The organism is Micromonospora sp. WMMC250 (assembly GCF_027460215.1).
In the GTDB taxonomy this organism is placed as follows: Bacteria; Actinomycetota; Actinomycetes; order Mycobacteriales; family Micromonosporaceae; genus Micromonospora; species Micromonospora taraxaci.
The window spans coordinates 6,588,351-6,601,204 of sequence record NZ_JAPZBJ010000002.1; the positions used below are offsets into that span (position 1 = coordinate 6,588,351).

Here is a 12,854-nt window from a genome sequence, read left to right on the forward strand (position 1 = left end):
GTACCTCGTCGTCATAGCCATCTGCGATCAGCCCATCACTTCCATGACGGTGCGGGTCGGCACGCCGAGGACCAGGAGCATGGTCGCCGCCGTATGCCCCGGGTCATGAAGCCTCGCGTCTCGGACACCTGCCTCCAGGAGCAGCGCCTTCCAGGAGTCGTGGTCGGCGCGCGGGTCGATCGGCTTGCCGGTCGGTTGGGTGAACACCCAATCGCCTTCCTGGCAGAGTTGCGCCGCCGCCTCCGTTCTTTCTTCTGCACCTCACGCTGCTGTGCAGGGCCTCGACTAGCGGACTGACTGGGAATGCCGGCGGCGCGTGACTTCACGTCGACTTCTCGCAAACCGCCGCCCTGACGCTTTGGGCACTTGCTCGCGTGCTGTTGGCAGTCAGACAGGCACTGCGGGGGCACACGCGTTGGTGGCGTTTGCAGCCTCGGCGGCAGTCGGATGTTTTGTGCAGGCGCGCGCCGCAGCGGTGCGGGTCGTTGCAGCCGTGTCGCCATTTGTGCCGCTGCAATTGCCGGGGCATCCGCAACATGCGCTTTTCCAGTTCAACCCACCGCCACTTCAACCCAAGCGCCTCCCCCTGCGGCCGGCGTGCCAGTGATCGGCTATGCAAATGGACCGCACGAGGCTGAGGCATTCCATGTCGTAGAGGCAATTGCGATAATTGCAAGCATGGGTGAACTTGCTGGCGTACTGATTAGGCAAGTAGAAAAGGCGGCAGCTTCACCGGCCCGTCCGTCCTGTCCGGGGCCGGGACGATCTCTTCGGTTGAGACGGGACCTGAGCCTCAGGAACGCGCTTACATTGGTCTTTGTAGGTAGGATGTTCCAGAACATGTAACAGGTGGCGGAAGCTTCGACTATTCGCGCCGGCCCGGAGGATATCCATCTGACGGCAGATTCGTCCTGCGTCGGCCCTCTTATCGTAAGAACTACCAATTGCTGCTCGCTTAATGAGCAGTTCGGCGTCCGTGCTGTCTGCCTTGTTTGGAGAGACGGACCTAGAGAGCGCCGCTGTTACGTTAAAGCGCGCTGGCTGTGCTCGTAACGCTTCGAGGTCAGCAACTAGCCAATTCTCGAACTTGCGGTCCTTAAGGACGACCGCCAGTCGAATCTGATTCAAGGCTTCACAGTACCGCAACATTCCTGATCGGATACTCTCAGCAATCAACCCGCAGCAATCAGCTTGCTGCTCCCTGTCGAGCAGCACGACTACAAAGTCAGCACCGGCGAGGGCAGCGACGCGTGCGCGCTCCGCGCACTGCCGCGCCACCTGGCCGACGGGAGCATCTGGCGTTACTGCAACCTTAATGACGCGATATGAGGATAGGCTGCAAGCCTCCCGGAACTGGTTAGCTAGATGGGGAAGCGCCGAGAATTCGCTATCTCCCTCTGTGAGGATGGCGACCTTCACGAGCGGTCCGCCTCCTTATTCATCCAGCCGTCATCCCCGCTACTCATTTGGTCCTCGTCAACCGCGAGAAATCCCGGTGGAACAGCTTCGTGAAAGAGGCCGGAGTCGTAGGCTTCGAAAGCTCGGACGTCGCCCCGCTTCCAGGCTTCAACTATCTCTGGGTTCAGCGTGGTCCAGTTCTGGTAAGAGCTACGGCCGTGACGCTGCCACATCAAACGGAGTGAGTCAGCAGGTGTGTAGTCGATTGCGACAGGAGAATGGGTAGTCAGGACGATCTGACTCTCACTCTCGTCTCTGCAGAGATCGAGGAACCGACGCAAAACCCACGGATGAAGAGAGTTTTCGGGTTCCTCAATGAGTAGGAAACCCGAACGTCCGTCGAGGACCGCAGTGAACAACGCCAAGGCTTGGATAGCGCCGTCTGACATTTCGCTGGTGCTCCATGCCCGCCTCACGCCTCTCTCTCTAAACTGCAGCGCAAGGAAACGGTCCTCGGTGTGTCGAGTTTCTATCTCGACCAGGTTTGGAACCACGACGCGCATCGCATCTTCTATGCGGGCCCATGCTTCGGCACGATGTTTTCGCAGGAAGTGGACGACGGCGGGAAGATTCTCCCCGTATCTCTGCAGGCTTGCGTTTGGAGTCGGAGCACCTGGTTTTCGTGCTTGCTGAGGGGAGAGTTGGAAGACGCTTCCGTGAAGCTCTCGCCTGATTAGTGAGAAGAGGCCCCCGTATATACTCAACGAGGTGAAGAGTAGATCAGTATTCGCAAGAGGCCGTCGTTGAATCCGCTGGAACTGTTCGTCAACAACTGGATAAAAGAGGCGTTCACTGTGCTCGTCGAGCTTCCTTATGCGGTCGTCGAGTAGTATCGCAAAACCGGACTCATCGTCTTTTGTTAGGCGAGAGATTCGCAGCAATGTCCCAGCCGCGTCAGCAACTTCCATGGTCTCTTGTTCGACGCTGAATTCTGAAGCCAGTGCTTGGCCGCGGGCTCGAAAAGAGAAGCGGTGGCGGAAGCTGAGCGGGTACGAGATTCCGCGCTTAGATGTTCTGGTTCGGCGTGTCGATTGCCGGGGGAGTCGGAAGTATTGCTCTACATCGTGCGGGCCCAGTTCAAGTTCTAAGCCGATGGAAATCGGCGTCCTAGCTCGGCTAGTTCGGCGATGGGCGATGCTGTCATAACCGCCTGCCCCAGCAACGGCCATTTCTAGCCCATTCCTGTACGCCGCTGCAATAAAATTGATCCCGTCGGCAAGGTTGCTCTTGCCGGCTCCGTTCGGTCCTGTAATGACCGTGAAAGGCGAAAAGTCACATTCGACGTCATAAAGTGACTTGAATGCACCGAAGGTGACGTGAGTGATACGCACGGCACTACGTTACTTAGCGTGACGCATCGGTGGCAACTAGCCGATTGGGCATCGCTCGAGGTCTTCGGTGTGCTTTGTTAGGTCTGTATCGGCCACCGAGGCCCCTGCGATCGGCGGCGGGCGACATGCCCGCGCGGCCAGAACCGTGACGCTGCTCTCGGGCTACGCCCCTGCCAGCATGCGGCGCTACGCGAGCGCACCAAGCGAGGGCTGTGTCGCATCCGTGTCACCTGGGCTGTTGGGATCGTGTGCGCCCTGGTCGAAGCGTTGGTCGTGGCGGACTGTAAATCCGTCGTCACTGCCTCGCTCCATCGGGTGAGCTTACTATCGGACGCCGTCGAAGGGTTGCCTTGGCTGATCAGCACAGCCCATTGCGAGGGTGCCCAACTAGGCCGGGCCAGTGGCGAGTCGAAGGGGCGTATGACGCACGGGTCAGGCTCCGGTGATCGCCTTGACCATCTCCGCGGTGTTGGCCGCTGTCGAGGCGATAGCCTCCGCGCCTTGGGCGTGCTCGCCCAGCTTTCCCCAGAGGCGACCGAGCACGGACCCGACCTTGGCGCGCTCCTCACTGTCTGGCTTGGTAGCCCGCACCGCCCCGAGTGTTAAGGCATCCATTGCCTTCTCAACGTTGGCGTATCCGCCGATGCGGACCTTGAGCAGCGCTGCCTCCACGCCCCTCAACCGGTCCACCAGGAGTTCCTTCAGGTCACTCGGAAGGTCACTGCGGACTACCTCATCGATGATCGCCCTGACGTCTTCTACGAGTTGTCCTGACGAGTTCTCTGAAATCACAGGCTCGACCTTGCCGTTGCGGCGCAGCGCCCGCTCGCAGGTCGCGATGCTGTAAACCATCTCTCCCGTTACCTGGGCCGCGACTTGATCCATTTTCAGGCGCCTAGACGAAAAAAAGCTGTCGAGGACTTTATGGACCTGAGGCAGGTGCGCCAAGAGATGTTCCGGGTCCTCGTCCTCTGGCAGAGCACGCACTTCGGCTTCTACCTGATCGACGAGGCTCGCGAAGTCGGCTGCGCTCTTGAGGACGCCAGCAAGGTTCGTTACTCCGAAGATTTGCATCCAGGCGTCGATGGCTAGCCTCTCGGAGCCAGACCGCTGCTGTACCTCCGATAGGAGTGCCACAAGCCTGCTTGCGGAGTTGTCAGTTCCCACGCGCACACCTCTTCCTGATCGGCCCAGTGGAGTCTAGGACAGTGGCACCTCGCCTCCCTCAACCCGGACAGGTCGTCACTGTTGTGTGCGCCGATTCTGATCTTTGCGGTTGCTGGCGCGGCGGGCATGTTGGACGGTTGCGATCCGTGTCCCCGGCCCGATCCGCAGCGCCTGGGCGGTTGCTGTCGGGGCTCGTCTCAGCTGTCGTCTCGTTCATCCTCGTTCAAGCAGGGCCATAGGGGTCGTCCTGCCTTCCGGCCCCTGGTTCTGGACTTCAAAGAACCTTGCCGGATGTTGCCTCAGAGAACTTACAAGCGGAGGTCGCAGGTTCGACACCTGCCGCGCCCACCCCTTCACTGCTATGGAGCCGTCCGGCTCCGTCGATGGTTCGACGGTTCGGACCCGGCAGTCCAGGGCCCCAGCTATTCGGCGACGAAAACTCCCACGCCGGGCAGGGTCTCAGTCATCCCTTTGATCCGTAGTACCTGCATGGCGCGGTCGATCACCGGCTCGGTGACACCGTAGTGCTCGATCAACTCTCGCCGGCTGGGCAGCTTGGAGCCAGACTGAAACTCGCCTGACGCGATGCGTTCGGCGAGGTCGTCGGCAATCTGCTCATAGCGGTAACGCGGCGGCACGTGGTTCTCCTCGGTTGGCAACACGAGTAGACCACCTACGTCAGCCCTTGACTACCCAACGGTACCTATGGGAGGTTGCCGAGGAGGTCGATCCCCTCGGTTGGCGCTGTGGCCGTCCTCGCCGGCGTGGATGTTCGGCGCGTCCCCCGCGCTCGGGCATCCACGCCCCCCAGATTGCTCCAGCACAAGGAGACGGCAGTGCTCCCTTCGACAGGGAAAGGGCTGGCCGTGACGCGGGCGGCCGAGGCGAGCCGGTGAAGCGAGTCTCGTACGACGAGTACGTGCTGGCAGTGGCACTGACTCTCGCTCACCGTCACCGTCCCGTCTGGTCCTGGCGACACTGGCGGCGCATCTGCCGCTGCGGAGGCGATCTGCCATGCCGAAGCCGCCACCGCATCCCGATCAGCAGCATTCACTGGCCCAGCCAGGACGGCCCGCAGTGACGACTCACCACCCGACCACGCCAACCTGGACGTGCGGCGGCTGTGCGGGGGAGTGGCCATGCCAGACCCGACGCCGAGAGCTTCAAGCCGAATACGACCGAGCCCCGGTGTCACTGGCCCTCTACCTGGCTGCCCAGTTCGTCGATGCCGCCCACGACCTTACCCACGTCCCCGCCGGCCACCTGCACTCTCGGTTCCTCGGCTGGACCCGTTGAGCATCCTGCGGCTGGGTGACGAGAAGTTCCACTACAGCGACGGCTCCCACAGGTGGATCCCGCCAGACCCGGACTACGACCAGGAGGTCTGGGACGAGCAGGTCCGCCAGCACAAGCATGGCCACCTGAGAAACGAGCACCCGAAGGTCCGCATCCAGCGGCTTATATGACATCAGGCAGTAAGCAGCGAAACCAGGCTTGATGCCGCTAACCTCGACCCCCATGGCGGACTCGGACGAGCACGGTCACTGCGGGCCACCGATCGCGGGTGACGAGACCGCAACCCTGTTGGGCTCCCTGGAGCGCCAGCGCGCGACTTTCGCGTGGAAGACCGGTGGGCTCGACGCCGACGGTCTGCGGGCGACGCTCGGCCCGTCGTCGATCACCCTGGGCGGGCTGCTCAAGCACCTCGCCTTCGTGGAGGACTACTACTTCTCGCTGAAGCTGGCCGGGCGCTCGCCCGGCGCGCCGTGGGAGACCGTCGACTGGGACGCGAACCCCGGCTGGGACTGGCAGTCCGCCGCCGAGGACACCCCGGAGCAGCTCTACATGCTGTGGCGGGAGGCGGTGGCCCGTTCCCGCGCCACGGTGGCCGAGCTACTGACCGACGCCGGACCCGAGCAACCGGCCCAAGGTCCGTGGCCCGACGGCCAGGTGCCCAGCCTGCGGCGGATCCTTGTCGACCTGATCGAGGAGTACGCCCGGCACGTCGGCCACGCCGACCTGATCCGGGAGTCGGTGGACGGGCTCACCGGGGAGGACCCGCCCCGGCCGGCCGCCCCACTCACGCCATGATGGGCGGGTGCAGGACACCGTCGCCGTCGCGCTGATCACCTCACTGTCCACGTTGGCCGCCGCCGGCCTGACCGGGTTGGTCGGCGCGCTCAGCACCCGCCGGCAACTGGCCCACCAGCTCACCGTCGCCCGGCAGGAGAGCGCCGAGCGTCGGACGACGCGCCGGGACGAGCTTCGTCGGGTTCCTGAGCGCCTGCGACCAGGCGTACCGGCAGTTGGACCGGCGGTGGCTCGAAGCCGGCGGGAGTGAGCCGGTGCCCGGCTACGACGAGACGTACGCGGCGATGCGCGCCGTGGACGAGGCGTACAACCTGGTGTTGTTGGAGGGCCCGGCAGAGGTGGACTCGGTGGCCCGGTCGGTGCTGACCAGCCTCACCACGGAGTACGCCGACCAGCGTCGACTCGGCGACGGGCCGGGGCAGGCGACCGTTCCGCTGCGCGACCGGCACCGGGAGCGCTGGCTCGCGGCCATCGAGGCACGGACGAAGCACCGCATCTCGTTCGTCGACGCGGTACGCCCGGTGTTGGACGGGGGCGAGTGACGCACCTCACTCGCCGGCTCGACGCGCCCGCCTGACCCGCCGGTCGTCGCGCCACAGCGCGATCCGCTGGCGGCTCGCGTACAGCAGGCCCACTGTGACCAGCATCGTGAAAAGACCCGTCCAGAGCCAGAACCGTCCACCCACCCCACCGGGTGGCTGCGCGTCGCGGACGCGTCCGTTGCGGATCACCTGGTCGGCGACGTCGACGGCGATCACCTGGTCCGGCGCGGTCAGCACGGTTCGCGGCGCGGCGGCGCCGGGCGTCAGCGCCAGCACCCGCACGGTGCGCAGGCGCTGGTCGCTCGTGGGTGGGTTCGACTGCTCCTCCAGCGGCAGGTCGGGGGCGGCGGGGTCCGGCAGATAGGCCGCCACCAGCGCCGACCCGTCCGGGGCCCAGCCGAGCTGCCGGACGGCAACGGCCCCGGACACGGCCGGCAGTGCCAGCGGACCGACGTCCCGTCCGCTGGCGGGATCGACTTGGCGCAGGGTCCACCCGGTGTCCGCCCCACGGGTGGCCAGCGTCAGATTCGTGCCGTCCGGACGCCACGCTCCCTTTCCGGCCAGCCACGTGTCGCCGGGCAGGGCGAACGAGGAGAGTTCCCGGCCGGCCAGGTCGGTCACGGCGACGGTGCGGCCGTACTGGTAGGCGAGCCGACCCGGGGCAGCGGCGACGGTCGAGCCGACGTGCGCCTCCTGAGCCCCGGCGGCCAGCCTGGTCCACCGCTTACCGGCGACTGTCACCGCGCTCAGCACCGTGGTGTAGGTGGCCCCGTCGAACGCGACCGGCACCTCGTCGCTGACCACCAGCGACCCGCCGTCGGCGGACCAGCCGACAGGTGTGCTCCAGACACTGCGGTCCACGGGCGACGAGAGCCGCTGGGTCCGCCCGGTGACCAGGTCGACGACCTCGACACCCGGGGGATCGTCCTGGACGCCGTCCGGCCGGGCCAGGTACCTGCCGTCGGGGGAGAGGTGCACCGTCCTGCCCGCCACGGACTCACCGCCGATCCGCATGATCCGGTAGCGGTCGGAGTCCGCGCCGACCACGCCGACGACGTTCACGTCGTTCCAGCCGTGCAGACGCGGTGCGGGCCCGTCGAAGACGACCGACGCGGGACCGAGCCGGGGGCGGTCGGTGACGTGCGGCGTGCCGAGCGGCGGCAGGGCGATGTCGTCGGGCAGCGCGGCGTTCGCGGTGGCGGCCGGATCGAGGCCGGGTGTACGGGTCAGCGGCGCCACGACGCCAGCCACCGCGAGCAGCACCAACGCCGCCGCGCCGACGCCCATCCGACGCAGGCGGTCGCGACGGGCGGTGGCGAGCGCGCGCTCGTACACCGGGTAGGTGGGCACGTCCTCGGCGGCGGCACGTAGCGCGTCGCGGAGCCGGGCGGCCATCGGGTGCTCCTCTCCGCGGTGGCGTCGAGCAGGTCGGGGGCGAACGCTCGGAGTCGGCGCAGCGCGTCGTGGGCGTGGCGTTTGACGGTGCCGACTGAGCAGCCGAGCAGGTCGGCGACCTGCGCTTCGGTGCGGTCCTCGTAGTAGCGCAGCACGATGACGGCCCGTTGGCGGGGGGTGAGGTGGCGCAGCGCGGCGGTGAGTGTGAGTCGCAGGGCGGTGGTGTCGGTGTGGTCGCCGCCGGCCCGTTCGGTGGGCTCGGCCTCCAGTCGTTCGGCGAGGCGTCGGCGTCGCCACCAGGAGACCTGCTGGTGGTACATGACCCGGCGGACGTACGCCTCGGGGTCGCCGTCGCGGATGCGTCGCCAGTATCGGTAGGTGCGCGCCAGGGCGGTCTGCACGAGGTCTTCGGCGAGTTGGTGGTCGCCGGTGAGAAGGTAGGCGGTCCGGGACAGGGCCGGCGCACGCTGCACCACGAACTCGTGGAACGTCTCGGTCATGCCCACCCCCTCGGTGAGAAGAACGCCGCCCGTACGGCGGATGGTTGAGGACCTATCCTCGCGGTGCGGGCAACAGGGGGAGCGTGGGCGTGGAACTGGCGGGCATCGGCGCGGTGCTGTTCGACATGGATGGCACCCTGGTCGACTCGGACGCGGCCGTCGAGCGGGCCTGGGAGCGGTGGGCGGCCGAGTACGCGGTCGACCCGGCAGCGGCGCTGGCCATCGCGCACGGCAGCCCCGCCGACCGGACCATCCGCCGGCTGTTGCCCGACCTCGACGACGACGCGGTCGCCACGGCGGCGGCACGGCAGCTCGCGTTGCAGTACGACGACCTGTCCGACGTGGTCGCCACCCCCGGAACGCCCGAACTCCTCGACACACTGGCCCGGTTGGGGCTGCCCTGGGCCGTGGTGACCAGCGCCGACGCCCGGCTGGCCCGGGCGCGGCTCGGCGCGGCCGGGATCGTCGCCCCGGTGCTGGTCACCGTCGACGACGTGCGGGTCGGCAAACCGGACCCGGAGGGCTACCTGCGGGCCGCCGCCCTGCTCGGCGTACCCGTGGCGCGGTGCCTGGTCGTCGAGGACGCCGAGGTCGGCGTGCGCGCCGGGCGGGCGGCCGGCGCGCTGACCGCCGCGTTGAAGGGGCTCGACGGCGACCTGCGCCTGCACGACCTGGCGCAGCTGGCGGGCCGGTTGGAGTCGGCGTTCGCGGCACGCTGACGGGCCGTCGCCTCATCGCGCCTGACGGCGGGTCAGGTGTACGGCGGTCAGGGCGATCACGAGCAGGCTGACGGCGAAGAGCACGGCGTTGAGGGCGACAGTGGGATAGCCGAGTCGGGGCACGTCGAGGAACGGGTACAGATAGCGGTCCTCGGCCCCGCCGAGGGCGCCCCGGACCAGGATGACCGTCAGCCACACCAGCGGATAGCCGAGCAGGCTGACCGCGTACGCCGGGCGCAGCGCGACCCGGGGTCGACGGCTGAGCCAGTGTGCGGCGGCCAGCGGCGGTGCCACGACGTGCAGCAGCAGGTTACCGGCGTCGGAGATCGTCCCTCGGGCGTCGGCGTTCGCCACCATGGCGTAGCGGCTCCACGGGTTGGCCAGCACCAGGACGAAGACCAGTGCGGTGCCGACGAGGTAGACGGTGAGCGCGGTACGCAGCCGGTCACCGCCACCGGCCAGCAACACCACCAGGTAGGCCAGGTTGACCTGCACGGTGAAGTAGAAGAGCAGCTCGACGGGCTCGTCACGGGCGGCGACCAGGGCGAGGACCAGCCCCACGGCGACCACCGCCGCGGTGCCCACCCGCAGGACCCGGTCGAGATCCCCCTTCACGGGGTCGCCTCCGCTGGGGGCAGCGCCTCGTACAGCCTGACCAGCTCGGCCAGGTAGCGCTCCCCGGACCAGGCCGCGACCGCCGCCCGGCCGTCCCGGATCACCTCCGCGCGCAGCTCGCTGTCGGTCAGCAGCCGGGTCAGCAACGCGCCGTACGCGGTGGCGGTGGGCTCGGCGACCGGTCGGGTGGTGCCGGTGCCCGGCCGTTGGACCAGCGCGGTGTCCACCATGGCCACCGGCAGTCCGTACGCCTCGGCTTCGGAGAGCACCAGTCCCTGTGTGTCGGTGGTGGAGGTGAAGGCGAGCACGTCCGCCGCCCGGTAGTGCGCGCCGACCCGGTCGTGCGGCACCGGCCGCAGCAGGCGCAACGCGCCGGCGAACCCGTACCGGTGGGCGGTCCGGCGGATCGCGAGCCGGTGCCGTCGTGCACCCACCAGCACCAGGCGGGCCTCCGGCAACGTCCGGCGGACCTGGGCGAACGCGGCGAGCAGCAGCTCCGGGTTCTTCTCCGGCGTGGCTCGGCCCACCGCGAGCAGGACCGGCGCGTCCGTCGGGATGCCCAGCCGGGCCCGCAGCCGCCGCCGGTCGTCGGCGTCGACGCGCGGCGCGGCGGCCGGGGTCGGCAGGACCACGATCGGGGTACGCCCCGCCATCGTCGCCATCATCGACGCGGTCTTCGCCGAGGGCGCGACCAGGACGGTGGTGTGCGCCAGCAGGCACCGCCCGAGTTCCGCCAGTCGGGTCTGCCGGTCAGGGCCGGGCCGGCCGAGCGCCCACAGGTCCCGCGCGTGCCAGCGCAGGCCCAGCCGGAGGCCCGCGTACGCGGCTCCGATCGGGATCTCCGGGTAGTGCGCCGCGTAGGCGATCAGGTCGGTGTGCCAGGTCAGCACCGTCGGTACGCCCCGTGCGGCGGCCCACCGCAGGCCGGCGACGCCGAGCGGGCCGGTGGTGTGCACGTGCACCATGTCCGCCGGTGCGTCCGGTGACCGGGGCGCGGCCAGCCGGTATGGCCGGGTCGGCACCGTCAGCGACGGCACCTCACCCGGCCGTCGGTGACGTCGCAGCAGAGGGCCCGGGCAGTGCAGGACGACCTGGTGCCCGGCGGCGCGCAGCAGCGCCACAGTGGTGCCGACCGAGGTCGCCACCCCCTCCGGGTTGTCGAGGTGGCTGTCGCTGACGTGGGCGATGCGCACGTCGCCATCATGGCCGGGCCGCGCACCCCGGCCGTCCGGGCCGAACCGCGTGGGGTTCCGGTGGCAGGCCCGGACGGGTTCTGCTGCACTGTCCGCTGGCGAGGACGAAGGAGAGCCGCTGTGGAGTTGACGTTGACGCCGATGACGGCACCGGAGCTGGCCCGGTTGCGGGGGCCGCTGGAGCAGGGGTACGCCGACGACCTGGTGGCTCATCGGGGGTTGAGCCCGGAGGCGGCCCGCGAGCGGTCGGTCGACCAGATCCGGGAGTCGCTGCCGGCCGGCGCGGCGACCGAGGGGGCGCTGCTGCGGGTGGGGCGGGTCGACGACACCGAGGTCGGCTGGATCTGGGTGACCCTGCCGGTGGCAACCGGCTCCCGTCAGGCCTGGATCCACAACATCGAGGTGCATCCGGAGCACCAGGGACACGGCTACGCGCGGCGGATGATCCAGCTCATCGAGGTCGAACTCGCCCGCCTCGGCGTACCCGAGCTGGGGTTGAACGTGTTCGGGACGAACACCGTGGCGATCGGGCTCTACCGCAGTCTGGGCTTCGAGGTCACCTCGCAGCAGATGGCGAAGCGGATCGCCCCGACGAGCTGAGCCGACGGCGACCTCGGGACGGGTCCCCCCGGCAGGACTGTTCACCTGCCCAGCGGGAAACCGGCGCGGACCGCACCTGGGGAGGAGCGACGGATGACGCACGGCGGCGGACTGACCATCGGTGTGCTGGGCTCGTACGGTGGGCGAAACCTCGGCGACGAGGCGATCCTCACCGGCCTGCTCACCGACCTTCGCACGCAGGAACCGAACGCCCGGATCATCGTCTTCTCCCGTAACCCGGAGCACACCCGGGCGGCCCACCCGGACGTCGAGGCGGTGCCCTGGGAGGGCGTCAGCCGTACCGATTCCGCGCTGGTGCTGGCCCAGCTCGACCTGCTCATCCTGGGCGGGGGAGGCATCCTCTACGACCGGGAGGCCCGCCGCTACCTGCGGGTGGTCCGGGTCGCCCAGGAGCGTGGCCTGCCGTTGATCACGTACGCGGTGGGGGTTGGGCCGCTCGGCGAGGCGGTGGACACCGGCATGGTCCGGGAGACGCTCTCCAGCGCAATCCAGGTGACAGTGCGGGACCAGGAGTCCCGGATGGTGCTGGAGGAGGCCGGGCTGCTGAACCCGATCACCGTCACCGCCGACCCGGCGTTCCTCCTGCAACCGGAGGAGTTCCCGGCCCACCTGCTGGCCGAGGAGGGCGTGCCGGTGGGTCAGCGGCTGGTCGGGATCAGCGTGCGGGAGCCGGGGCGGGCCGCCGAACGGCTGGACGTGGACGGTTACCACCGGTTGCTGGCCCAGATCGGTGACTTCCTGGTGCACCGGATCGACGCGTGCGTGCTGTTCGTGCCCATGGAACGCGACGACATCCGGCACGCCCACGGGGTGCTGTCCCACATGGTCGCGGCCGATCGGGGTCGAATCCTGCACGGCACCTACTCGCCGCAGCAGGTCCTCGGGCTGATGCGCCACTTCGACCTGGCCGTCGGCATGCGCCTGCACTTCCTGATCTTCGCGGCGATGGTCGGCACACCGTTCCTGCCCCTGCCGTACGCCGGCAAGGTCTTCGACCTGGCCCAACGGCTCGGCGTGCCGGCCCTGCGCGGCGTGGAACGCGAGGTCGAGGGGCCGCTGCTGGCCGAGGTCGACCGGTTGTGGGACGAGCGCGAGCAACGCGCCGAGGGCACCGCGCGACGGGTCGCGGAGGTGTGCGATCAGGCGAGGGGCACCTCGGAGGTCACCCGGGGCGTGTTGGAGAGCCTGCGCAGCCAGACCCTCACCCGGGTCTGAGTCGGGG

The 12,854-nt window shown here is 68.3% G+C and carries 14 protein-coding genes and 2 pseudogenes; 7 read left to right on the forward strand and 9 right to left on the reverse strand.

Annotated elements, in window-relative coordinates:
• Nucleotides 1-27 precede the first annotated feature (27 nt).
• From O3438_RS30025 to O3438_RS30040, 5 genes and pseudogenes are all read right to left on the reverse strand, one after another.
• Nucleotides 28-213 (reverse strand): annotated as a pseudogene (locus O3438_RS30025) (tyrosine-type recombinase/integrase); the annotation flags it as partial.
• 516 nt (nucleotides 214-729) lie between these two features.
• A complete protein-coding gene (locus tag O3438_RS34370) occupies nucleotides 730-1,419 on the reverse strand; it encodes a DUF4276 family protein (protein WP_442929677.1) in 690 nt (229 codons plus the stop codon).
• On the reverse strand, nucleotides 1,416-2,789 hold the full coding sequence (locus O3438_RS30030; RefSeq protein WP_332367476.1) for an AAA family ATPase: 1,374 nt from the start codon (nucleotides 2,787-2,789) through the stop codon (nucleotides 1,416-1,418). Before O3438_RS30030 ends, O3438_RS34370 begins: the two co-directional genes overlap by 4 nt.
• A 432-nt stretch (nucleotides 2,790-3,221) precedes the next feature.
• The gene (locus tag O3438_RS30035; RefSeq protein ID WP_269682917.1) at nucleotides 3,222-3,956 is read right to left on the reverse strand and encodes a hypothetical protein; all 735 of its coding nucleotides are present in this window, start codon (nucleotides 3,954-3,956) and stop codon (nucleotides 3,222-3,224) included.
• 422 nt (nucleotides 3,957-4,378) lie between these two features.
• Complete coding sequence (locus O3438_RS30040; protein WP_269682918.1) at nucleotides 4,379-4,618, reverse strand: winged helix-turn-helix domain-containing protein; 240 nt, start codon at nucleotides 4,616-4,618, stop codon at nucleotides 4,379-4,381.
• A gap of 630 nt (nucleotides 4,619-5,248) precedes the next feature.
• On the opposite strand from O3438_RS30040, the gene O3438_RS30045 reads away from it, so the two are divergent.
• The 4 genes from O3438_RS30045 to O3438_RS30060 are packed head-to-tail and all read left to right on the forward strand — an operon-like array spanning nucleotide 5,249 to nucleotide 6,589.
• The gene (locus tag O3438_RS30045; protein WP_269682919.1) at nucleotides 5,249-5,422 is read left to right on the forward strand and encodes a hypothetical protein; all 174 of its coding nucleotides are present in this window, start codon (nucleotides 5,249-5,251) and stop codon (nucleotides 5,420-5,422) included.
• A gap of 52 nt (nucleotides 5,423-5,474) precedes the next feature.
• Nucleotides 5,475-6,047: a DinB family protein gene (locus O3438_RS30050; RefSeq protein WP_269682920.1), complete on the forward strand. Its 573-nt coding sequence runs from the start codon at nucleotides 5,475-5,477 to the stop codon at nucleotides 6,045-6,047.
• Between the two features lie 7 nt (nucleotides 6,048-6,054).
• A complete protein-coding gene (locus O3438_RS30055) occupies nucleotides 6,055-6,297 on the forward strand; it encodes a hypothetical protein (RefSeq protein WP_269682921.1) in 243 nt (80 codons plus the stop codon).
• A gap of 4 nt (nucleotides 6,298-6,301) precedes the next feature.
• A complete protein-coding gene (locus O3438_RS30060; protein WP_269682922.1) occupies nucleotides 6,302-6,589 on the forward strand; it encodes a hypothetical protein in 288 nt (95 codons plus the stop codon).
• A 6-nt stretch (nucleotides 6,590-6,595) separates the two neighbouring features.
• On the opposite strand, the gene O3438_RS30065 is transcribed toward O3438_RS30060, so the two are convergent.
• A complete protein-coding gene (locus O3438_RS30065; RefSeq protein ID WP_269682923.1) occupies nucleotides 6,596-7,984 on the reverse strand; it encodes a hypothetical protein in 1,389 nt (462 codons plus the stop codon).
• Nucleotides 7,985-7,989: 5 nt separating this feature from the next.
• Nucleotides 7,990-8,484: pseudogene (locus O3438_RS30070) on the reverse strand (SigE family RNA polymerase sigma factor); the annotation flags it as partial.
• 89 nt (nucleotides 8,485-8,573) lie between these two features.
• On the opposite strand from O3438_RS30070, the gene O3438_RS30075 reads away from it, so the two are divergent.
• Entirely contained in the window at nucleotides 8,574-9,203 is a 630-nt protein-coding gene (locus O3438_RS30075; protein ID WP_269682924.1) for an HAD-IA family hydrolase, read from the forward strand.
• 12 nt (nucleotides 9,204-9,215) lie between these two features.
• Here the strand turns inward: O3438_RS30075 and O3438_RS30080 are convergent, their stop codons facing one another.
• On the reverse strand, nucleotides 9,216-9,818 hold the full coding sequence (locus O3438_RS30080) for a Pr6Pr family membrane protein (protein WP_269682925.1): 603 nt from the start codon (nucleotides 9,816-9,818) through the stop codon (nucleotides 9,216-9,218).
• Nucleotides 9,815-11,011 carry a glycosyltransferase gene (locus O3438_RS30085; RefSeq protein WP_269682926.1) on the reverse strand — a complete coding sequence of 399 codons (1,197 nt, stop codon included), beginning with the start codon at nucleotides 11,009-11,011 and terminating at the stop codon, nucleotides 9,815-9,817. Before O3438_RS30085 ends, O3438_RS30080 begins: the two co-directional genes overlap by 4 nt.
• A 120-nt stretch (nucleotides 11,012-11,131) precedes the next feature.
• Between O3438_RS30085 and O3438_RS30090 the strand changes: the two genes are divergently transcribed.
• Together O3438_RS30090 and O3438_RS30095 are read left to right on the forward strand one after the other, a co-directional pair.
• Nucleotides 11,132-11,611, forward strand: coding sequence for a GNAT family N-acetyltransferase (locus O3438_RS30090; RefSeq protein WP_269682927.1), 480 nt, complete (start codon nucleotides 11,132-11,134; stop codon nucleotides 11,609-11,611).
• 93 nt (nucleotides 11,612-11,704) lie between these two features.
• Entirely contained in the window at nucleotides 11,705-12,847 is a 1,143-nt protein-coding gene (locus O3438_RS30095; protein ID WP_269682928.1) for a polysaccharide pyruvyl transferase family protein, read from the forward strand.
• The last annotated feature ends 7 nt before the right edge of the window (nucleotides 12,848-12,854 follow it).

Coding starts and splice junctions, on each gene's coding strand:
- O3438_RS30095 (WP_269682928.1), top strand. CDS start 11,705: ATGACGCACGGCGGCGGACTGACCATCGGTGTGCTGGGCTCGTACGGT.
- O3438_RS30050 (WP_269682920.1), top strand. CDS start 5,475: ATGGCGGACTCGGACGAGCACGGTCACTGCGGGCCACCGATCGCGGGT.
- O3438_RS30065 (WP_269682923.1), bottom strand. CDS start 7,984: ATGGCCGCCCGGCTCCGCGACGCGCTACGTGCCGCCGCCGAGGACGTG.